The organism is Zobellella endophytica (genome assembly GCF_003012775.1).
Lineage (GTDB): Bacteria > Pseudomonadota > Gammaproteobacteria > Enterobacterales > Aeromonadaceae > Oceanimonas > Oceanimonas endophytica.
The window spans coordinates 774,185-795,872 of sequence record NZ_PXYG01000002.1; the positions used below are offsets into that span (position 1 = coordinate 774,185).

Annotated in this window: 20 protein-coding genes; 7 read left to right on the forward strand and 13 right to left on the reverse strand. The window is 64.6% G+C overall.

Annotation, left to right across the window (positions count from 1 at the left end):
* From hpf to mgtE, 5 genes are read left to right on the forward strand one after another with little or no spacing between them, the layout of a single operon-like run.
* A complete protein-coding gene (hpf, locus tag C7H85_RS08880; RefSeq protein ID WP_094039210.1) occupies positions 1-288 on the forward strand; it encodes a ribosome hibernation promoting factor in 288 nt (95 codons plus the stop codon).
* 2 nt (positions 289-290) lie between these two features.
* Entirely contained in the window at positions 291-737 is a 447-nt protein-coding gene (gene ptsN, locus C7H85_RS08885; protein ID WP_106729324.1) for a PTS IIA-like nitrogen regulatory protein PtsN, read from the forward strand.
* Between the two features lie 10 nt (positions 738-747).
* A complete protein-coding gene (rapZ, locus tag C7H85_RS08890; RefSeq protein ID WP_106729325.1) occupies positions 748-1,614 on the forward strand; it encodes an RNase adapter RapZ in 867 nt (288 codons plus the stop codon).
* Complete coding sequence (locus tag C7H85_RS08895) at positions 1,601-1,876, forward strand: HPr family phosphocarrier protein (RefSeq protein WP_106729326.1); 276 nt, start codon at positions 1,601-1,603, stop codon at positions 1,874-1,876. The genes rapZ and C7H85_RS08895 overlap by 14 nt, the downstream gene beginning before the upstream one ends.
* Before the next feature lie 43 nt (positions 1,877-1,919).
* Positions 1,920-3,281, forward strand: coding sequence for a magnesium transporter (gene mgtE / locus C7H85_RS08900; RefSeq protein WP_106729327.1), 1,362 nt, complete (start codon positions 1,920-1,922; stop codon positions 3,279-3,281).
* 221 nt (positions 3,282-3,502) lie between these two features.
* Here the strand turns inward: mgtE and pmbA are convergent, their stop codons facing one another.
* The gene (gene pmbA, locus C7H85_RS08905) at positions 3,503-4,843 is read right to left on the reverse strand and encodes a metalloprotease PmbA (protein WP_106729328.1); all 1,341 of its coding nucleotides are present in this window, start codon (positions 4,841-4,843) and stop codon (positions 3,503-3,505) included.
* A 103-nt stretch (positions 4,844-4,946) separates the two neighbouring features.
* Here pmbA and yjgA point away from each other — a divergent pair, with 103 nt between their 5' ends.
* Positions 4,947-5,468 carry a ribosome biogenesis factor YjgA gene (gene yjgA, locus C7H85_RS08910; protein WP_106729329.1) on the forward strand — a complete coding sequence of 174 codons (522 nt, stop codon included), beginning with the start codon at positions 4,947-4,949 and terminating at the stop codon, positions 5,466-5,468.
* Positions 5,469-5,523: 55 nt separating this feature from the next.
* Here yjgA and C7H85_RS08915 read toward each other — a convergent pair whose 3' ends face one another.
* The 9 genes from C7H85_RS08915 to C7H85_RS08955 all read right to left on the reverse strand — a co-directional run bounded on the left by C7H85_RS08915 (position 5,524) and on the right by C7H85_RS08955 (position 16,429).
* Complete coding sequence (locus tag C7H85_RS08915) at positions 5,524-5,712, reverse strand: hypothetical protein (RefSeq protein ID WP_106729330.1); 189 nt, start codon at positions 5,710-5,712, stop codon at positions 5,524-5,526.
* A 108-nt stretch (positions 5,713-5,820) separates the two neighbouring features.
* Positions 5,821-7,266, reverse strand: a complete 1,446-nt coding sequence (gene tldD / locus C7H85_RS08920) for a metalloprotease TldD (RefSeq protein WP_106729331.1) — start codon at positions 7,264-7,266, stop codon at positions 5,821-5,823.
* Positions 7,263-8,090 (reverse strand): carbon-nitrogen hydrolase family protein, encoded by an 828-nt coding sequence (locus tag C7H85_RS08925; protein ID WP_106729332.1) that lies wholly within the window; start codon positions 8,088-8,090, stop codon positions 7,263-7,265. The genes tldD and C7H85_RS08925 overlap by 4 nt, the downstream gene beginning before the upstream one ends.
* A 10-nt stretch (positions 8,091-8,100) precedes the next feature.
* Entirely contained in the window at positions 8,101-11,865 is a 3,765-nt protein-coding gene (locus tag C7H85_RS08930; RefSeq protein ID WP_106729333.1) for a YhdP family protein, read from the reverse strand.
* Entirely contained in the window at positions 11,865-13,334 is a 1,470-nt protein-coding gene (rng, locus tag C7H85_RS08935) for a ribonuclease G (protein WP_106729334.1), read from the reverse strand. The genes C7H85_RS08930 and rng overlap by 1 nt, the downstream gene beginning before the upstream one ends.
* Before the next feature lie 70 nt (positions 13,335-13,404).
* Complete coding sequence (locus C7H85_RS08940; protein ID WP_106729335.1) at positions 13,405-13,980, reverse strand: Maf family protein; 576 nt, start codon at positions 13,978-13,980, stop codon at positions 13,405-13,407.
* Between the two features lie 8 nt (positions 13,981-13,988).
* Positions 13,989-14,477 carry a rod shape-determining protein MreD gene (gene mreD, locus C7H85_RS08945; protein WP_106729336.1) on the reverse strand — a complete coding sequence of 163 codons (489 nt, stop codon included), beginning with the start codon at positions 14,475-14,477 and terminating at the stop codon, positions 13,989-13,991.
* The gene (gene mreC / locus C7H85_RS08950) at positions 14,474-15,349 is read right to left on the reverse strand and encodes a rod shape-determining protein MreC (RefSeq protein WP_106729337.1); all 876 of its coding nucleotides are present in this window, start codon (positions 15,347-15,349) and stop codon (positions 14,474-14,476) included. The genes mreD and mreC overlap by 4 nt, the downstream gene beginning before the upstream one ends.
* 36 nt (positions 15,350-15,385) lie before the next feature.
* Positions 15,386-16,429, reverse strand: a complete 1,044-nt coding sequence (locus C7H85_RS08955; RefSeq protein ID WP_106729338.1) for a rod shape-determining protein — start codon at positions 16,427-16,429, stop codon at positions 15,386-15,388.
* Positions 16,430-16,601: 172 nt separating this feature from the next.
* Between C7H85_RS08955 and C7H85_RS08960 the strand changes: the two genes are divergently transcribed.
* A complete protein-coding gene (locus C7H85_RS08960) occupies positions 16,602-17,513 on the forward strand; it encodes a 1-aminocyclopropane-1-carboxylate deaminase/D-cysteine desulfhydrase (protein WP_245879606.1) in 912 nt (303 codons plus the stop codon).
* Here C7H85_RS08960 and C7H85_RS08965 read toward each other — a convergent pair.
* The 3 genes from C7H85_RS08965 to C7H85_RS08975 all read right to left on the reverse strand — a co-directional run bounded on the left by C7H85_RS08965 (position 17,508) and on the right by C7H85_RS08975 (position 21,642).
* Complete coding sequence (locus C7H85_RS08965; protein ID WP_106729340.1) at positions 17,508-19,421, reverse strand: EAL domain-containing protein; 1,914 nt, start codon at positions 19,419-19,421, stop codon at positions 17,508-17,510. The two genes, C7H85_RS08960 and C7H85_RS08965, sit on opposite strands and share 6 nt — an antisense overlap.
* 224 nt (positions 19,422-19,645) lie before the next feature.
* Positions 19,646-20,254 (reverse strand): single-stranded DNA-binding protein, encoded by a 609-nt coding sequence (locus tag C7H85_RS08970; protein WP_106729341.1) that lies wholly within the window; start codon positions 20,252-20,254, stop codon positions 19,646-19,648.
* A gap of 14 nt (positions 20,255-20,268) precedes the next feature.
* Positions 20,269-21,642, reverse strand: coding sequence for an MFS transporter (locus tag C7H85_RS08975; protein ID WP_106729342.1), 1,374 nt, complete (start codon positions 21,640-21,642; stop codon positions 20,269-20,271).
* Positions 21,643-21,688 lie beyond the last annotated feature (46 nt).

The following is a 21,688-nucleotide window of genomic DNA, read 5'->3' on the forward strand; positions in this document are numbered from 1 at the left end:
ATGCAAATAAACCTGACTGGACACCATGTGGAAATCACCGACTCGTTGCGTGACTATGTGAACAGCAAATTTTCCAAGCTGGAGCGCCATTTCGATCATATCACCAATGCGCACGTCATCCTCAATGTGGAAAAACTGCAGCAGATCGCCGAGGCCAAGCTGAACGTCAGCGGGGGCGAGGTATTCGCCAACTCACAGCACGAAGACATGTACGCGGCCATCGACGGCTTGATCGACAAGCTGGATCGCCAGATCATCAAACACAAAGAGAAACTCAAGCAAAAATAATCATGGAAGTCGCCGACATATTGAGCAGGGACTGCACCCGCAGTGCAGTTCCCTGCACGAGCAAGAAACGTGCCCTGGAAATCATCAGTGAACTGGCCGCTCAGCACCTGAACATCGGCAGCCAGCAACTTTTCGACTGCCTGCTGGCCCGGGAAAAAATGGGCAGCACCGGCATCGGCAATGGTATCGCCATCCCCCATGGCCGTATCAGCGATGACAACAAGGCGACTGCCGTATTACTCACCTTTGCCGAGCCGGTGGAGTTCGATGCCATCGACAATCAGCCGGTCGGCCTGGTGTTCGCGCTGCTGGTCCCCGAGCAGGAGTGCAAGCAGCACCTGAAGACCCTGTCGCTGATCGCCGAGAAACTGAGCAACAAGCAGGTGTGCAAACAGCTGCGCCAGGCCGGCAGCGACGACGAACTCTATCACATAATGATTTCTGCCTGAGGACGCCCGGATGCAACTGGTTATCGTCAGTGGCCGTTCCGGTTCGGGGAAAACAGTCGCGCTACGGGTGCTCGAAGATCTGGGCCACTACTGCGTTGATAACCTGCCGGTGGAACTGCTGCCGGATCTGGTGCGCATGCGCCGACACAAGCCCGGTGAGGTAGCCGTCAGCATCGATGTGCGCAACCTGCCGGACAGCAGCGACAAACTGGAAGCCTGCCTGGCCGAAGTCCGCGCCATGGCCGGGGTCAATCTGTCGAGCATCTTTATCGATGCGGACAACGCGGTGCTGATCCGCCGCTTCGGTGATACTCGCCGGCTGCATCCCCTGTCCCGCCACAGCCTGACCCTGGACGAAGCCATCCGCGAGGAGACCCACCTGCTGGCGCCACTGTCCTCGGATGCGGATCTACGCATCGATACCTCCAGCCTCAGCATCCACGATCTGAGCGAGATCATCCGCGAGCGCATCCTCGGCAAGAAAGAGCGGGAGCTCAACTGGGTGTTCGAGTCCTTCGGCTACAAATACGGGGTGTCCAAGGACGCAGACTTCGTGTTCGATGCCCGCTTCCTGCCCAATCCCCACTGGATTGCCGAGCTGCGCCCCTTTACCGGCAGGGACGAGCCGGTCGCCGACTACCTGGCCGGCCAGCCGGAGGTGATGAAATACCTGTGGCAGATAGAAAACCTGCTGATCACCTGGATGCCCCACCTGGAACGCAACAACCGCAGCTATGTCACCGTCGCCATCGGCTGCACCGGCGGCCAGCACAGATCGGTGTTCATCGCCGAGCAGCTGGCGCGGGTGTTCCGGCAGATGGGCAAGAGCGTGCAACTTCGCCACCGTACACTGGAAAAACGCAATGCCGAAAATTGAACGGGATCTGGAGATCGTCAACAAGCTGGGACTGCACGCCCGGGCCGCCATTCAACTGGTCCAGTTAACGCAACAATTCGATGCTATCGTCACCGTCTGCAACCAGGAAAAACAGGCCCCGGCCAACAGCGTGATGGGCCTGCTGATGCTGGAAACGGCCCAGGGCCACGCCATTCGCGTGGTCGCCGAAGGGCCCGATGCCGAGGCGGCGATGGAGGCCGTGGCCAGGCTGGTGGCCGACCGCTTCAACGAGTCGGAATAGTTCCTCCCCCTTTACCCGTCCCGTTCACTGGTCTGGAGCCAGGATGACAGAGCCATTAGAACAACCCAGAACGCCGGATCACCTGGAAACCATCACCCGGGCGCTGAACAGCGGCATGTTCGTGCACGTCAGGCGCATGTTGCAGCAGATGCGCCCCGGCGATGTCGCCTGGCTGCTCGAGTCCTCCCCCTCGCCCAGCCGCAAGGTGCTGTGGCAGCTGATCGATCCGGACGATTACGGCGAGATCCTCGAAGAGCTGTCGGAGGAAGTGCGGGATGGCATCATCCGGCTGATGGATCCGGAAAAGCTGGCGATTGCCCTGGAAGACATGGAGTCGGACGACCTGGCCTACGTACTGCGGGATCTGCCCGAGCAGCTGTTCAACCAGGTGCTGACCCAGATGGACGAGCAGGACCGGCAGCGGGCCGAGCAGGCGCTGTCCTACCCGGAAGATACCGCCGGCTCGCTGATGAACACCGAGTTCATCAGCCTGAGGCCCGACGTCACCATCGACGTGGTGCTGCGCTACCTGCGCCGCCACAGCGAATTGCCGGAAGGCACCGATACCCTCTACGTGGTCGACCAGCATAACCGGCTGCTGGGGGACATCTCGCTGGCCAGCCTGGTAGTACAGTCCCCCACCACCACAGTGGTGGAAGCGATGGACACCAATGTGGAAGCCATTCCGCTGACCATGAGCGAAACCGAGGTGGCCAATCTGTTCGAGCGCCACGACTGGCTGTCGGCGCCGGTGGTGGATGACGACAATCAGTTGCTGGGGCGGATCACCATCGACGACGTGGTCGACATCATCCGGGAGGAAGGCGAGCATTCCATGATGGGCATGGCCAAGATGGACGACGACGAGGACACCTTCGCGCCGGTGCTGACCAGCGCCCGGCGCCGCTCGGTCTGGCTCACCGTCAACCTGGGCACTGCCCTGCTGGCCGCCAGCGTGTCCAACATGTTCGAGGAAACCCTGGCCCAACTGGCGACCCTGGCCATCCTGATGACCATAGTGCCATCCATGGGCGGCATCGCCGGCAACCAGACCCTGGCACTGGTGATCCGCGGCATGGCGGTGGGCCATATCGGCGACAGCAACGCCCGCTGGCTGCTGGCCAAGGAAGCCATGGTCGGCCTGCTCAACGGCCTGCTGTGGGCGCTGATGATCGCCGTGGTGGTCAGTTTCTGGAAGGGCAGTTGGCAGATCGGGCTGGTGATCGCCGCCGCCATGTTCATCAACCTGTCGGTGGCGGGCATGGCCGGCGCCATGATCCCGCTGGCCATGCGCAAGCTCAACATCGATCCGGCGCTGGCCGGCTCCATGGCGCTGACCACCATCACCGACATCGTCGGCCTGCTGTCGTTTCTGGGATTGTCGACGCTGATCCTGCTGAACTAACTGGGGACTGGGGACTGGGGACTGGGGACTGGGGACTGGGGACTGGGGACTGGGGACTGGGGACTGGGGACTGGGGACTGGGGACTGGGGACTGGCAGGATTTGATAAAAATAGTCGAAGTCAACTACTTACCTATAAAATCCCTAATCCCTAATCCCTAATCCCTAATCCCTAATCCCTAATCCCTAATCCCTAATCCCTAATCCCTAATCCCTGCTTTTTTACTGCCCCGCAATCTTCATCTGCTCGATCAGCACGGAGCCGGTCTGCAGGCTGGAGCGGGTCTCCACGTCGGTACCGATGGCGCGGATCCCGGCAAACATCTCCTTCAGGTTGCCGGCGATGGTGATCTCCTCCACCGGATAGGCGATTTCGCCGTTTTCCACCCAGAAGCCGGCGGCGCCGCGAGAATAGTCGCCGGTGACAATGTTCACCCCCTGGCCCATCATCTCGGTTACCAGCAGGCCGGTGCCCATCATCTGCAGCAGTTGCTCCAGGCTCTGGCCACTGCTGGCAATGCGCCAGTTGTGGATGCCGCCGGCATGGCCGGTCAGCCGCATGCCCAGCTTGCGTGCCGAGTAGCTGGTCAGCAGGTAGCTCCGGAGTTCGCCGTCCTCGATGATGTGCCGCTCGTGGGTGCGTACCCCTTCGTTGTCGAAGGGCGCGCTGGCCAGTCCCTTGTCCAGGTGCGGCTGTTCGTGAATGTCGAGCCAGTCGGGGAAAATCCGCTGGCCCAGGGCGTCGAGCAGGAACGACGATTTTCGGTAGAGGTTGCCGCCGCTGATCGCCATCACCAGATGCCCGAACAGGCCCGAGGCCACATCCGGATGAAACAGCACCGGTGCCCGGGTGGTGCCGATCTTGCGCCCGCCGAGTCGGCCCAGGGTGCGCGTCACCGCCTCATCGGCCACCTGCTCAGGGGTCCAGAGATCGTCGAAGCTGCGCGCCGAGGTATAGCCGTATTCCCGCTGCATGTCGCCGTCCTGTTCGCCGATCAGCATGCAGCTCAGGCCGAAACGGGAGCCCGCATAGCTCTTGATAAAGCCGTGGCTGTTGCCGTAGACCTTGATGCCGACATTGCTGGAAAAGCTGGCCCCGTCCGACTGCTTGATCCGCGGATCCCGGCCCAAAGCCTGTTGCTCACAACGCAGCGCCAGCTCGATGCCGTCCGCCGGCGTCAGATCACGGGGAAAGCACAGTTCCAGCTCCGGCGCATCCCAGGCCAGCTCGGCGGCGTCGGCGATGCCGGCGCAGGGATCCGCCGTGGTATAACGGGAAATATCCAGGGCAGCCGCCACGGTACGGGCGATGGCATCGGGCCGCAGATCCGAGGTGGACGCCGAGCCCTTGCGACCGTCCCGGTACACGGCAATCCCCAGGGCGCCGTCCTTGTTGAACTCGATGTTTTCCAGCTCGCCGTTGCGGGTATTGACCGACAGGCCGGTCTGCTTGCTGATGGAGACTTCCGCCGCCTCGGCGCCCAGCCGGCGGGCACTTTCCAAGGCTTGCTCTACCGCCAGTTCAAGCTGGCGCTGTTCAGTTTGAATGTCTGCAGGGGTCATAATGATATCGCTGGCTCTGTTTGGAGTTAGCATAACAGACCCCTGCGTCCCTTGGGAGAAGCTGGTAATATATATGCAAAATCTTTGTTGAGACGGAAAAACCATGCGCCACCAAGATGAGCACCCCGACCACGATGACGACATCGAATGGGTCAGCAAGAGCGAGATGAAACGGGAAAGCCAGGCCCTTCAAGAGCTTGGCGAGTCCCTCGTCAGGCTCAAACCCAGCGAACTGGCCAAGGTGCCGCTGGATGAAGAATTGAAGGATGCCATCGCCCTGGCGCACCGGCTCAGTAACAAGCGGGAAGCCCTGCGCCGGCACCTGCAGTTTATCGGCAAGCTGATGCGCAACCGGGATGTCTCCGCCATCCAGCAGGCGCTGGCCGCCTTCGATCACAAGAACGCCGTGACCAACGCCCACTTCCACAAGCTGGAGCAGTGGCGCGACCGGCTGATCCGGGAAGGCGACAAGGGGGTGGATGCCCTGCTGGCGGAACACCGGGATCTGGATCGGCAAAAGCTGCGGCAACTGGCCCGCCAGGGGCGCAAGGAGCTGGCCGCCAACCTGCCGCCCAAGGCGTTCCGGGAGCTGTTCCAGTACCTGAAGCAACATCTGGAACCCTGAACAGCACAACGGGAGCCTCGGCTCCCGTTGTTGTCTATGGGGCAAACCCCGGCATTTAGAAACACATGTCCGCCGGCTTTTTACCCATTTTTTTCTGAATGGCGCATTCGCGGTTGTCCGCGCCGTCGCCTTGAGCCATTTCCTGCACCACGGGCTGCTGCATATTCAGCACTGTTCCGGCTTGCACCGGCATCAACATCAACCCTAGGACAGAGGCAAAGGCTATCGATAGCAAAGTTTTCATTTTGATTGCCTCCAGTTATTGCCGCAACTGCGACAACACTGATTAGACCTTGCCCCGTCTCCGGATCGCACAGAAAAAGGCTTTTTACTATATCTTGATAATCAGTCTCTACTGAGTACCACCTACCGTCATCCGATCCAGCTTGAGGGTCGGCTGGCCCACCCCCACCGGTACGCTCTGACCGTCCTTGCCGCACACCCCGACCCCGGTATCCAGCGCCAGATCGTTGCCCACCATGGACACCTGGCTCATGGCCTCGGGACCATTGCCGATCAGGGTCGCCCCCTTGAGCGGCGCGGTCAGCTTGCCGTCCTCGATAAGATAGGCCTCGGAGGCCGAAAACACGAAACGGCCCGAGGTAATGTCCACCTGGCCACCGCCGAAGTTGGGCGCATAGATGCCCCGCTTCACACTGCGGATGATCTCTTCCGGCGGCGTCTGCCCCGGCAACATATAGGTATTGGTCATGCGTGGCATCGGCAGGTGGGCGTAGGACTCGCGCCGGCCATTGCCGGTGGGCGCCATCTTCATCAGCCGGGCGTTGAGCTTGTCCTGCATGTAGCCCTTGAGGATGCCGTTTTCGATCAGCACGTTGTAGCCGCTGGCGGTGCCCTCGTCGTCGATGGTCAGCGAGCCGCGGCGGTTGGCCAGGGTGCCGTCATCCACTATGGTGCACAGGCCGGAGGCCACCTTTTCACCGATGCGGCCGGAGTAGGCGGAAGAGCCCTTGCGGTTGAAGTCCCCTTCCAGGCCATGTCCCACCGCCTCGTGCAGCAGCACGCCCGGCCAGCCGGCGCCCAGCACCACCGGCATGGTGCCCGCCGGGGCGTCCACCGCCTCCAGGTTGACCAGGGCCTGGCGCACCGCCTCTTTCACGTAACCCATGGCCCTCGGCTGGCCGCCCACCTCCTCCAGGAAATGGTCGTAGCCGACCCGGCCGCCGCCGCCACTGCCACCCCGCTCCCGCCGGCCGTTGCGTTCGGCCAGCACCGAGCAGTTCAGCCGCACCAGCGGGCGCAGATCCGTGGCCAGGGTGCCGTCGGTGGCCAGCACCAGTATCTCTTCGTACACCCCGGAAATGGAGGCGATCACCTGGGTGACCGCCGGATCCAGGCTGCGGGCGAAGGCGTCCATCTGCTGCAGCAGGGCGATCTTCTGTTCCCGACTCAGGCTGTCGAGCGGGTTCAATCCCGCATAACGGGCCGCCACCGACTGCTCCCGGCCGACCTGAAAACGCCCCTCGCCGCCCCGCTCGGCGATGCCACGGGCGGCACTCACCGCCTGATCGAGGGCCGCCGCGGTCAGCTCGTCGGAGTAGGCGAAACCGGTCTTCTCGCCGCTCACCGCCCGCACCCCGACGCCCTGCTCGATGTTGTAGCTACCGTCCTTGACGATGCCGTCTTCCAGCACCCAGGACTCGTGCACGCTGTTCTGGAAATACAGGTCGGCAAAGTCGATTTGATGGCGGCAAAGCCGCGCCAGCTGGGCATCCAGCAGCGCCATGTCCAGTTCGTTGGGGGCCAGCAGGCTGCGGTTAATCTGTTCAATGCTCATGGGTTGTCTCTCCAAACCGCGGTCAGGCGGGCATGTTGGGCGACCGGCATCTGGCGACGGATGCCGGCCAGGCGTTCAGGCTCCAGCGGGGCGGCGACGAGGCCTTCCCCGGTCGGCAGGCACGCCTTGATCTCGCCCCAGGGATCGAGGATCACCGAGTGCCCCCAGGTTTGCCGGCCGGCGCCGTGATCGCCCACTTGCGCCGCGGCCAGCACATAGCACTGATTTTCGATCGCCCGGGCCTGCAGCAGGGGCAGCCAGTGGGCCTGGCCGGTCACCCGGGTAAAGGCCGCCGGCACCATCAGGATCTCCGCGCCCCGCTCGCGCAACGCCCGATATAACTCGGGGAAACGTAGATCATAACAGATAGACAAGCCTAAACGACCGAAAGGACTGTCGATCACGCAAAGTTCGTTGCCGGCCTGGTAGGTGGCGGACTCCTGATAACGGCCATGGCCGTCGGCCACCTGTACATCGAACAGGTGCACCTTGTGGTAGTGGGCCTGCCGCCGGCCCTGGTCATCGTACACCAGGCAGGTGGAGTGCAGCTTGTCGCTGCCCTCGATGCAGGTCGGTATGGCGCCGACCACCAGCCAGACTCCGTGCTCCCGCGCCCAGCGGGAGAAGGTCTCCTGCACCGGCCCCCGGCCGAGGGGCTCTGCCCATCGCCGGGCCGCCTCCCGGTTGCCGAACACCACCGCGTTTTCCGGCAGCTGTACCAGCAGCGGACGGCCCGGCGGAAGCTGGTGCAACAATCCTTCCAGCCTGGCTTGGTTCGCCGGCCAGTCGGCTCCGGCATTCAGTTGTATCGCCACCAGTTCCATGACTTGCTCCTCATTCATCGCCGGGCAGGCTGATACGCCCCTGCTCCCGGCCCAGCTCGGTGACCTGCGGCTGCTCCAGTGGGCCGTTGACCCGATAACGGATACGAGTGAATACATCTACCACAGGGCCCAGCACCTTGGACAGCGCCAGTACATAAAGACCGGTCACCGGGGTGACGGCGAAGGCGGCCAACACCGGCAGGTTGCCGGTCAGGTGCGGCGTAAATTCAAACTGGTAATCGATCCGCTCCGCCGCCAGGTCCACCTGTCCCCGGCCGCGCAGATCCCCGGCCGCCCCGTCCAGGGTAAAGTCGTCGCTGCGCAGCACCCCCTCGGTGATCTCGCCACTCACGCCGATGCGATCGAAGTAGAAGCCCTCTTCAAACACATCGCGGAAATCGAGGCGCAGCCGCCGCAGCACCGACTCCATACTCAGCACCGACAACAGACCGGCGCCCCTGTCGTTCAGTTCGGTGATCACGCCGGCGCCGGTCTCGACCGCCAGGGTCCCGTTCAGGCTTTGCCGATCCGGCCGCCAGGGCAAATCGAGCCAGCGCAGCTGGCCTTCCAGGCTGGCACTGGTCTCGCTGAACGGGGAACTGCGGCCCAGCCCTTCCCACAGCCGCTGCACCGACGGGGTGCCGCCCTGCCATTCCAGCCGGCTCAGGTTGCCGCTCTGGTGTTGCAGCCACTGGCCGTGCGCCCTGGCCTGCAGCAGCGGGCCATCCAGCGTCAGCTCGGCCAGCCTGACGCCGTCCGGCTCCGGCTCGAGACGCACCGCCACTCGCCCCAACGCCAGCTCGTGCCAGCGACAGTCGGCACAGGCAAAGCGCAAGGCCGGTACCTGCGCCGGGTTGATGTGGCGTTCCGGTCCGGACGATGGCGTCGTCTCCGCCGCCGGCTCCGGAGCCAGCCACAGCCGGCTGAAGTCGGCCTGCCAGGGCTGCCCGGCGTGCCACCGCAGCTCGCCTTCCGCTTCTTCGGCCTGCACCCGGATCCGGTGGCCGCCGAACTCGTCGGGACCAAGCGCCAGCCGCAGCTGATGCAGCGGCTGGCGCCACAGGCGAGCGCGGCTGGCCTGCACCGACACCCGGTAGGTCTCGGGCCAGCGCAGCCGGCGAGGTGCGACCGGCGCCCCGGCGACCGGCGCCCAGCCGGTACCGAGCCAGGCCAGCCAGTCATCGAGCCGCAAGGTCGTGGTGCGCAGCGCGATGTCCAGCGGCGCCCTGGGCTCCGGGTGCGACGGCTCGCCGGCATCCAGCCACAGCCGCTCTACCCGGGCCCCATCCGCGCCGAAAGCCAGCCTCGCTTGGCCCCTGATCTCCGGCCCCAGGGTCAGCCCGAGTTCCGCCTGCTGCCGGTTGCCGTCGAGCTGCAGCCGTGCCGGCAGCGGCTCGGCCGCGCTTTTTTCCAGCGGTGCCGGCAAGCCGCTGGCCAGGCCGGCCAGGGTGCTGTCCGCGGTAAAGCGGTAATCCACCCCGCCCTCGTCGTCCAGGGTCAGACGAAGCTGCCCGCGCCAGTCGGCCGCTCCGTCCAGGGCCTGCAGGGAAGGCAGTTGCCGCCCCAGGGCCTCGGCCAGGGCCCGACCACGCATGTCCAGCCTGACCTGGTAACCGCCGCCCTCCGCCTGGCCCTGGTAGTCCAGGGTCAGCGGATGCCCGGCCCAGTCGGCCCGCATGCCTGCAAACCGGGTCTGGCTGTCGTCGAACAGCAGCCTGCCCGTGACCCCGTCCAGGGGCAGATCCAGGGGGCTGATCCGGACCCGGCTCTGGTCAAAGTCCACCCGGCCATCGACCCCGACCTTCCCCCCGGCCAGGGGCACATCCAGTGTGAGGCTGCCGCTGAGCGGCCCAGCCACCTGCACCTGGGCCAGGGTCTGGCCGACCGAATCCGCCAGCGGCGACTGCTGCAGATAACGGGTCACCGCCTGCCCGTCACCGCTTATCCCGGCACTGAGCCGCAGGCTGGCGGCGGCGGTCAGCGGCACTATGCTGGCCTCGATGGCACTGGCGTCCACCTCCCCCAGCCGGCCTGCCGGGCCCGTCATGGTGAGGCCGTCGTTTTCAAACAGCAGATCCAGGCTCAGCCCGGTCAGCGGCTGCCAGTGGGGATCAAAGCGGAATTCGGCGTCGCGCAGCGGTACCCGCGCCTGGAAAATGCCCGGCTGCTCCCGATAGGGAAAGCCGTTCAGCCGGCCATACCAGAGCACTTCGGCATTTTCCGCCTGGCCACCGCCGATAGCGCCCTGCAGATAATCCACCAGGGCGCGGCCCATCAGGGGTTCGGGGAAATAGACGAACGCCCGTTCCGCCCGGTGCAGATCCACTTGCGCCGAGGCGCTCAGCAGGGGCGACTCCCGCTCCGACCACTGCAGGCTGAACCAGCCCTGCAGGGTCACGTCCGCGGTGTCCACCTGCAGTTGCTCGCTCCATAACCGCCAGCCCTGCTCCTGGCGCCGCCAGCGCAGTTCGGTGTTCAGCCGCCGCATCGGCCAGGGCGCGCGGAACGCCCTGTCGTAAACCCAGTCGGCCGCCTGCTGCTGGCGCAGCCGCAGCTGGCCGCCGGCGGCGGACAGCACGAAGCGCCCGTCCAGCCCCCGGGTACGGGGGACCCACCGGTAGGCACCGGTGCTCACGTCCTGCAGCTCACCGCTGACCCGCCAGTCGCGACCGTCCGGCAGGGCGGAAAAGGAGAGATTGGTCAGCTGTCCCCGGGGGGCGATGCCCGACAACTGGCGCGAGGCGTCCGGCCAGTAGTATTCCCCCCACTGGGCCAGCAGGGCCAGGTCGGTGAAGGTCAGGCGATCCACATAACCGTGCAGCCGATCTTCCCGTCGGTCCAGCTGGAAACGCCAGCTGGGCCAGGGCTCGTCATCCACCCGGATATCGATCTCCCTGCTGGCCAGTTGCCAGCCGTCCGTGGTCGGCTGCCACTGTACCCGGCCGCCGTCGACCGCCACCTGGTGCTCCTCGCCCCAGCGCAGGCGGTTTTCCCCCAGGGTCAGCAGGCCGGCGCTGAGCCGGCCCTGTTGCCACTCCAGCCACAGCTCGAAGGACAGTTCGGCGCCGACCCTGTCGTCATCGGGGCGGATACGGCGGATCAGGGCGCCGGCATCGACGCCGTCCGCCTGCAGGTAGACGGCGCCGTCGAGCCGGTCCTGCTCGCCCTCGAAGCGCCCCTTGAAGGTGAATTGCTGCGCCGCCTCGGGGCCGAAGCCCAGCCGGCCCTGGCCCTGGTGCAGGCCGGGCTCGTTCTGCCAGCGAAGGGCGGGGATCTCGAGCTCGAGCAGGGCCTGCTCCGGGGTGGTCAGCAGGAAGCGGGCATCCCGCAGGGAAAAGCGGCGGACCCCGGACAGGGCCAGATCGCGCAGGGCGGCCAGATCGGCGCGGCCGCCGCTCGCGGCGTCCCGGTCCGCCAGGTCGAGCGGCAGCCGCAGTCCGTCCAGGATCAGTTCATTGAGCACCGGTTGCCACTGGCGCAGGCTCTGCCACAGATGCAGGTCCACATGAGCCCGTCGCAGGGTCACGGCGGGGCCGTCGGGACGGTGCAGGCTGACCTCGTTCATCACCAGCACCGGACCGTAATCCCGCCAGGACAGCCCCAGATGGCCGACCTCCAGGGTCATCCGGTTATCGCTCAGCAGCCGGTCGAACCACTGCTGCTGCCAGTGTGCCAGCCAGGGGGAGCCGAAGCGCAGCAGGGTCACCAGCAAGGCCAGCACCACCGCGCACGCCGCCAGGCCCAGCCAGGCCCAGCTTAGACTCCGTCTGATCACTACATCATCACCACGTCGAACTGTTCCTGGTTATAAAGGGGCTCGCTGCTCACCTTGACCTGCTTGCCGATAAACACCTCCAGCTCCGCCAGCATGTGGGTTTCGTCCTCCTGCAGGGCGCTGGCCACGGCGCTGGAGGCGTAAACCACGAACTTGTCGGCATCGTAGGCCTTGTTGACCCGGGTGATCTCGCGCAGTATCTCGTAGCTGACGGTTTCCACCGTCTTGACCCGGCCCCGGCCATGGCACTCGGGGCATTCGCCGCACAGCACGTGTTCCAAACTTTCCCGGGTGCGCTTGCGGGTCATCTCCACCAGCCCGAGTTGGGAGAAACCGTTGACGTTGGTCTTGGCCCTGTCCTTGGACAGCGCCAGCTCCAGGCTGTGCAGCACCCGGCGCTTGTGGTCCTCGTCGTACATGTCGATGAAATCGATGATGATGATGCCGCCCAGGTTGCGCAGCCGCAGCTGGCGGGCGATGGATTGGGTGGCCTCGATATTGGTGTTGAAGATGGTCTCTTCCAGGTTGCGGTGGCCGACGAAGGCGCCGGTGTTGATGTCCACCGTGGTCATGGCCTCGGTCTGATCGATGATCAGGTAGCCGCCGGACTTGAGCTCCACCTTGCGATCCAGCGCGCGCTGGATCTCGTTCTCCACGTCGTAGAGATCGAAGATCGGCGACTCGCCCTGGTAATATTCGATTTTGCCCGCCAGCTCGGGTACGAACTCGTCGACGAAGGCCCTGAGGGTCTCGCAGGTACTGCGGGAATCGACCCGGATCCGGTCCAGCTCGGCGCCGACGAAGTCGCGCACGATGCGAAACGCCAGCCCCAGATCTTCGTACAGCATGGAGCAGGACGGGTACTTGCCGCGCCGCTCCAGGATCTTGCGCCACAGCCGCTTGAGGAAGGCCGCGTCCTGGGCCAGCTCCGACTCGCCGATGCCCTCGGCGGCGGTACGGATGATAAAGCCGCCGAGGTCGTCGACGTAGCTGGCCGCCAATGCCTTGAGCCGCTCCCGCTCCTGCTCCGAGTCGATGCGCTGGGACACCCCCACGTAGGCGCTGCCCGGCATGAACACCAGGTAGCGGGAGGGCAGGGTGATGTCGGTGGTCAGGCGGGCGCCCTTGGTTCCGAGCGGGTCCTTTACCACCTGCACCATGATGTCCTGCCCCTGGCGTACCAGCTCGGCGATGTTGCCGGCCTGGAAGTGTTCCTGTTCCTTGGTATCCACGCATTCGGTGTGGGGCACGATGTCGGAAGCATGCAGGAAGGCCGCCCGTTCACCGCCGATATCGACGAAGGCCGCCTGCATGCCGGGCAACACCCGGCTGACCTTACCCTTGTAGATGTTGCCGACGATGCCGCGCCGGGCCTGGCGCTCTACGTGCACTTCCTGCAGGATACCGTTTTCCACCAGCGCCACCCGGGTTTCCGCGGGGGTCATATTGATAATCAGTTCTGCGGACATGCTTGCTCCGGCCATCAGGATGTGAAGAATACCGTTAACCTACCACAGAATGGCGGCGGAAAACGCCTGCTCAACGCGGCAAAATCCCCGCCCGCTGCAACAGCGCCTCGGTTTCCACCAGTGGCAGCCCGACCACGGCGCTGTAACTGCCGTCGATACGCGACACGAAGCGCCCGCCCAACCCCTGGATACCGTAACCGCCGGCCTTGTCCGCCGGTTCGCCGCTGGCCCAGTAACGTGCCTTGTCGCTGGCGCTGAGCGCGCGGAAGGTCACTTCGGTGGTCACCAGGGTCAGCTCGCAACCGCCCCGGTGCGCCAGCGCCATGGCAGTCATCACCAGGTGGCTGCGTCCCGACAGCCGGCTCAGCATGGCCAGGCCGTCGGCCCGGTCGACCGGCTTTTCCAGCACCTCGCCGTCCACCACCACTATGGTGTCGCCGGCCAGCACCGGCAGCGGCCGGGGCGCCATGGCGCGGCCGGCCAGGGCCTTGTCCCGGGCCAGCCGGCGCACGTAGTCGGCGGCCGCCTCGTGGGGAGCGCGGCGTTCCTCCACTTGGGGCAGCACCAGCTCGAACGGCAGTTCCAGCTGGGCCAGCAGTTCCCGGCGGCGCGGGGAGGCGGAGGCGAGATAGAGCACGGGGGACATGGGCGACCTCAGGACAAGGCGAACTGCCGGCGGCACTTGCGCAGCAGCAGGAAGATCCAGGGCCAGAACACCATGCTGCTGACGATGGACCAGAAGTAGTGGTAATCGAGCTGGATATTGCTGTTGAGGTAGGCAGCCCAGAAAATCAGCAGCTTGTTGAGCATCGCCAGGGCGCCGACCACGAAGGCCTGCTGCCAGACCGAATAGTTGCGCATGCGCTGGAACTGGGACGCGGCCAGATACACCGGGATCACCAGCGCCAGCGCATGCACCCCCAGCACGGAGCCGAGCAGCAGATCCAACATCAGGCCGGCCACGAAGGCGGTGCCGACATTGGCCCGGTGCGGCAGGGCGATGCTCCAGTAGATCAGGGTCACCAGCAGCCAGTCGGGGCGGAAGGCGGCGATCAGCTCGGGCAACGGCAGGATCGACAGGATCAGCGCCAGTAACAGGCTGACCAGGATAACCAGCCGGCCTTTCAGGGAAAACGCGGTCATGGTTGCGGCTCCGTGGAGGCTGGGACCGGGTCGGCCTCGACTTCCATCCCCCGGGGTTCGAGCCACAGCAGCAGCAGGTAGCGCACCCGGTCCAGAGCGGCGAACGGCTGCACCCGGATATCGGCGAACGGCTGGCCTTCCTCGTAGCCCACATGGCTGACCCGGCCCACCGGATAGCCTTCGGGAAAGCGGCCGGCCAGCCCCGAGCTGAGCAGCACGTCCCCTTCCCGGATGTCGGTGTTGCGGGTGATGTTGTGCAACACCAGGCTGTCGAGCTGGCCGCTGCCGCTGGCGATGGCCCTGATGTCGTTGCGCGCCACCCGCACCGGAATGCCGTGGCTAATGTCGGTGATCAGCAGTACCCGGCTGGTGGTCTTGCCCACCGAGATCACCTGGCCGACCACGCCCTGCTCGTTGAGCACCGGCTGGCCTTCGAACACGCCCTGGATGCTGCCCTTGTCGAGCACCACCTGCTGGGAGAAGGGATCCGTGTCCACCGACATGATCTCCCCCACCATGCGGCGGGTATCGTAACGCACCGGGGATCCCAGCAGATCACGCAGCCGCTGGTTCTCCTGCTCCAGGTGGCGCAGGCGCAGCAGATCGTCCCGCAGCAGGAACAGCTCCTGCTCCATCCGCTCCGCCTGCGTCAGCAGCGACTTGCGCGACATCAGCTGGGTGGAGGCGGAGTCGAGCAGCACCCGGGGGCTATTGGCCATGTATTGCAGCGGACTGACCAGGGAATTCAGATAGACCTTGGCCTCGGTAAAACTGTGGTAGCGGCTGTCGGCGACAATAATAGCCAGCGACGCCACCACCGCCAGCACCAGCCGGATTGACAAGGAAGGCCCGCGGCCGAAAATCGGTTTCATAGGCAAATACACAGGCCGCTCGAGCCGGCCTTGTCATCAATCGTAATGGAACAGATCCCCACCATGCATATCGATCATTTCCAGTGCCTTGCCGCCGCCCCGGGCCACGCAGGTCATGGGATCGTCGGCGACCACCACGGGGATACCGGTTTCTTCCATCAACAGCCGGTCCAGATCCCGCAGCAGGGCGCCACCGCCGGTCAGCACCATGCCGCGCTCGGAAATGTCGGACGCCAGCTCAGGCGGCGACTGCTCCAGCGCCACCATCACCGCGCTGACGATGCCGGTCAACGGCTCCTGCAGGGCTTCCAGGATCTCGTTGGAATTGAGGGTGAAGCTGCGCGGTACCCCTTCGGCCAGGTTACGGCCGCGGACTTCGATCTCCAGCACCTCGTCACCAGGGTAGGCGGAGCCGACCGCATGCTTGATGCGTTCGGCGGTGGCTTCCCCGATCAGGGATCCGTAGTTGCGGCGCACATAATTGATGATCGACTCGTCGAAGCGATCCCCGCCGATGCGTACCGACTGGGAGTACACCACGCCATTGAGGGAGATGATGGCCACCTCGGTGGTACCGCCACCGATATCCACCACCATGGACCCGGTCGCTTCAGACACCGGCAGGCCGGCACCGATGGCGGCGGCCATGGGTTCATCGATCAGATAGACCTCGCGGGCCCCGGCCCCCAGGGCGGATTCCTTGATCGCCCGGCGTTCCACCTGGGTGGAGCCGCAGGGCACACAGACCAGCACTCGCGGGCTGGGCCGGAAGAAGTTGTTGTCGTGTACCTGCTTGATGAAGTGCTGCAGCATCTTTTCGGTGACGTAAAAGTCGGCGATAACGCCGTCCTTCATCGGGCGGATGGCGGCGATATTGCCGGGGGTCCGCCCCAGCATCTGTTTAGCGGCATGGCCGACGGCGGCAACACTCTGAGCGGAACCGGATCTTTCCTGGCGAATGGCCACGACCGAGGGCTCGTTCAGAACAATGCCCTGATCTTTGACGTAGATAAGGGTGTTGGCCGTTCCCAGATCGATCGACAGATCGTTGGAGAACATGCCTCTGAGCTTTTTAAACATATGCTGAAGGGGATCCTGGATTGAGAAACCGGAAAAAATTCGGCTAACTTTACCAATGCAGCCAGTTCGTAGCAAGGCGCAACCACGGGGAAGCCGCTCACCGGCGAGCAGGAGTTTTAATAAAGTGATAAGTTCCTTACACTTGCCCCACCACCATTTTTTATTTTTTCCCGTGTCCCATCTTTTACGCTGGCGGCGGCTGTTTGACGCCGTGCCCCCCTCCCCCCTGCAATGGGCCCGGCATCCGCTGCTGACCCGACATGGACTCGACCTGATGATCAAGCGGGACGATCTGCTGCACCCGCGGATCTCCGGCAACAAGTGGCGCAAGCTCAAGTACGTGCTGCGCCAGGCAGTGTCGGAGCAGGCGTCGGGGTTGCTCAGCTTCGGCGGCGCCTGGTCCAACCACCTACATGCCCTGGCGGCGGCGGGCCAGACACTGGAGCTGCCGACCCTGGGGGTGGTTCGTGGCGAACCCGAATATGCCGACAACCCGACCCTGGCCGATGCCCGCCACTGGGGCATGACCCTGGCATTCGTCGACCGGCGGCAATATCGCCGCCGCCAGGAACCGGACTGGCTGGCGGCGCTGGCGCAGCGCCATCCCGGCTACCGGCTGATCCCCGAAGGCGGCAGCTGCGCACTGGCCCTGCCGGGAGTGGCGGAGCTGTGGCGGGAGCTGGCGCCGGCCGATGCCCTGATCCTGCCGGTGGCCAGCGGCGGTACCCTGGCCGGGCTGTTGTCCGCCCGGCCGGCGGACACCCGGATCATCGGTTACGCGGTCCTGAAAGGCGATGGCTGGCTGGCGGAAACGGTGTCGGGACTGTATCCGCCGGCGGCCCGGGACCCGGGCTGGCGGCTGCGGCTAGGGTATCACGGCGGCGGTTACGCCAAATGCTCCGCCGATGATCGACAGCGGATCGCTCGCCTAGCCTCTGAACTGGCGGTCCCTCTGGAGCCGGTGTACAGCGGCAAGGCGATGCTGGGGCTGTTCCGGGATATCGAGGCCGGCTACTACCCGGCCGGCAGCCGGCTGATCTTCCTCCATACCGGCGGCCTGCAGGGTGTGCGCGGCGGTCTATGACAGTTCGAAGCGCTCCGGGCGGGAAAAGTAGTACCCCTGCCCCGCGTAGATGCCCAGCTGGTGCAGGCACTCCCATTCCGCCTCGGTTTCCACCCCCACGGCGATCACCCGGGTCTGGGTGCCGACGCAGTTGCCGCTCAGGCTGCGCACCGCCATCTGGTTAACCGGCTTGTGATCGATCTCCCGCACCAGGCTGGGATGCAGCTTCAGGTAGTCCAGATCATAGTCCTTGATGTACTGGGTGCTGACCACGTCCTGGCCCGCATGATCCACCGCCAGCCGGCAGCCCAGCGCCTTGAGCGCACGCAGCGGCTGCACCAGCGCCTGGAAATGGCGGCTGACCTGGGCTTCGGACAGCTCGATCACCAGTTCGGAAAGCTGCGCCTTGGGCAGTTGGAGCAGTTCGAAGATCAGCCAGCGGTGAAAACCGCGGTTGAGCAGGCTGGCCGCCGACAGGTTGATGGCCAGCGGGGCCTGCCGGCCCCCTTCCTGCAGCAGAGTCAGGCAATGCAGCATGATGGCCCGATCCAGTTCCTGCAGCAGGCCGCACTTTTCCGCCATGGGAATGAAGTGCCCGGCCGACAGCTCCCGCCCCTGCTCGTCCCGGATCCGGGCGAGCAGCTCGTACATCACCGGCGGCCGCTGTTCCCCGGTGTAAATGCCCTGGCGATCGAGCATCACCAGGTCTTTCTCCAGTAGCCGGCCGAGCAGGGTGCGCCAGCGCACCGTGCCCTTGCCGCTGCTCTCTTCGGTGACCCCCTTGTAATACATGAAGTAGCCCTCGCCGCCCTGCAGGGCGGCGCTGCGCAGGGCCAGCTCCGCCTCTTCCTGCACCTGGGACAGGGGCTCTCCGAAGCGGAAGCAGACCCCGCCGATAAAGATCGACGGCTCCCGGATCTCGTCGGGCCAGTGCAGCCGCTGCAGTAGCTTCATCACCTGCCGGGCCGCCTCCAGGGCTTCGCTTTCCACCTGATTGGGAAACAGCAGGGCGAAGATGTTGCCCGTGTACCTGGCCTGCAGGGAGCCGGGATAACGGCGGATCAGGTGACCCAGGTAGACCGAGGCCGACGACAGCAGCTCGTCGCCGCGTTCATAGCCCAGGTTGTAGTTGATGTATTCCAGATCCTGTAATTCCACCAGCAGCAGGGCGCCGGAGTGGCTGGACGGATCGTTGAGCGCCGCCTCCAGCCGGTTGTCGAAGAACACCCGGTTGCCGATGCGGATCTTCTTGTCAACGAACACGTTGGCACGGATAAAGGTGTCGAAACGGCTGCGTTCCTTGCGGGCATCCTTGAGCTCGAGCAGCAGCTTGTCCAGCGCCTGACTGGCGTGGTGCGGCCATTCTTCCCGGGGATTGTGCTGCAGCATGTTGAGCTTGCCGTCGAGGATCAGCTGACCGCGCAAGTCGAGCCACTCGGCTCCCCTCAACTGCTGGCGGAACCAGCGCAAGCTGAACAGCAGCCCCACGAACACCAGCAGTATGGCGGCGGTCAGCCCGGATACCGCCGCCAGCGAGTGGTCGATATCGTAGAAGGGTGGGCGCAGCACCAAGCGCACCGCCAGCCCCTGGTGGGCCGGCAGATCCCGCCGGTATTCGAGCGCCAGCTCACTGGCAGACAACCGGGTCTCGGCCTGGTAGCTGTACAGGTTCCGCTCCCCTTGGAGTACCGTGAACTCGACGATATCGTTCACGTCCAGCAAGGCCGGCAGCCAGCGATCAATATTCTGCTGCTGCTCGGCGCCGGGCTGCCAGCCCTCGTTCACCAGCCGCACCACGGCGTCGACCTGACGCTTCTGATAGGCGATGCCCATCTGGTAAAAGCTGATCCCGGCACCCACCAGCACCAGCAGTACGGCCGCCAGCACGCACAGGGTGATAGTGGCGATAAACTGGTTGGTAAATTTCATCGGTCATCCCTAACAAAACGCCTACGTTGCCGTTCTTTTTCTTGTTCTTACCCGTTGTTATCGCAGACCCGGGTGTACAGTGACAACAAGACTTTTAGCTCAATCGGTACCCGGTCCGGAAAATTCGCCCCGGGCTGGCCCCTTCTGGCGCAGTCAGGCGATAAAAAAGCCCCTCGATACAGGGGCTTATATTTATAATTTACAAAATCGGTCGCAGCTGAATATCAGAACGGAATATCGTCATCGAAATCCATCGGCGGCTCGTTGTACACCGGCGGCTGGCTCTGGGGCTTGCTGGCCGGCTGCGGACTCTGCTGGCCGTATTGCGGCTGCCCTTGAGGCTGCCCCTGGGGCTGACCGCCCTGCTGGCCCCAGTTGCCCTGGCCACCCTGCTGACCCGCGCCATACTGACCACCAGAAGGCTGACCACCGGCGGGCTGGCCGCCCTGGTTCCAGCCACCCTGGACGGCACCGCCGCCCTGGGGACGGCCGCCCAGCATCTGCATCACACCGCCCATGTCCACCACCACTTCGGTAGTGTAACGATCCTGGCCGCTCTGATCCTGCCATTTGCGAGTCTGCAGCCGGCCTTCCACATACACCTGTGAGCCCTTGCGCAGGTATTCGCCAGCGATCTCCGCCAGCTTGCCGAAGAACACCACCCGGTGCCATTCGGTGCGCTCTTTCTGCTCACCACTCTGCTTGTCGCGCCAGGTTTCACTGGTCGCCAGGGTGATGTTGGCCACCGCATTGCCGTTGGGCATATAGCGCACTTCGGGATCCTGGCCCAGGTGGCCGATCAGGATGACTTTATTGATGCCTCTATTGGCCATAACTCGCTCCGTACTCACAGATTGATCAGGCGCCGGGCCTGATCCAGTTCAAAAATTTTCCCGTCCACCTTCAGATAGGCGGCCCCTTCCTCGGGGATGATCAGGGCTTCATGTACGCCGGGCAACGCCATCAGCCGCTGCAGCAGCTGCTCCCGCCGATCCTTGCTCTCTATATTAACACCAATGGGCAGGATATGAGACCGCACCTGGCTGACATTCGCCATGCCCGCCGCCAACCAGAACCAGAATGCCATGGCCATGGCCACCAGTAAAAAGACCCCGGCACCACCCAGTTGCTGGAACAGGGCACCGCCCAGCACGCCGCCGAGGAAGGCGCCGAAAAACTGGCTGGTGGAATAGATGCCCATGGCGGTGCCCTTGGCCCCCGCCGGCGCCAGCATCGACAGGAAGGCCGGCAGCGAGGCCTCCATGAAATTGAAGGCGGTGAAATAGAGCAGCATGGCCAGGGCCAGCAGCCACAGCTGACCCTGGCCCAGCGCCATCAGCACCAGCGCCACCATCATCACCAGGATGGAAACCTGGAACAGCAGCTTGTTCATGTTGCGCCGGGCCCCCAGGATCAGCAAGGGGACGATCAGCACGAACGACAGCAGCAGGGTCGGCAGGTACAGCCACCAGTGCCGATCCGCCGCCAGCCCGGCGTCGAGCAGGGTGAGCGGAAAGGCCACGAACACGGCGGTAAGCGTCAGGTGCAGCAGCATGATGCCGGCATCGAGACGCAGCAGCTGTTTGTCCTTCAGCAAGCGGCCGAACAGCTCGGGGGCAGCGGTCACGTCGCGGATCTGGCCCTTGCTGGCCGAGGCCGGCAGCAGGAAACGCACCATCCCCATGCCGGCCAGCGCCAGCAGCGCCGTGGTCCAGAATACCCCGGACAGGCCGAACCAGGCTGCCAGCAGGGGGCCGGCCACCATGGCCACCGCGAAGGAAATGCCGATGCACACGCCGATAATGGCCATCGCCTTGGTGCGGTGTTCCTCCCGGGTGATGTCGGCGGCCAGCGCCAGTATGGCGCCAGCGATGGCGCCACTGCCCTGCAGCACCCGGCCGGCGACCACGCCGTACACCGAGTCGGACAGCGCCGCCACCACCGAGCCCAGGGCAAACAGCGCCAGGCCGCCGTAGATCACCGGCTTGCGGCCGATGCGGTCCGACAGCCAGCCGGCGGGGATCTGCAGCAGCGCCTGGGTCAGGCCGTAGGCGCCGATGACGATGCCCACCCACAACGGTGAAAAGCCGATCAGATCCTGGCCGTAGAGCGCAAATACCGGCATGATCATAAACAAACCCAGCATCCGCATGCCGAAAATGCCCGCCAGGGTAAACGAGGCCCGCCGCTCGCGAGGGCTGAAGCCTTGCTCGTCGCTCATGGATATCCTTCCGCCATCAATTTGCTCAAAAGGCGGCTAGTTTAGC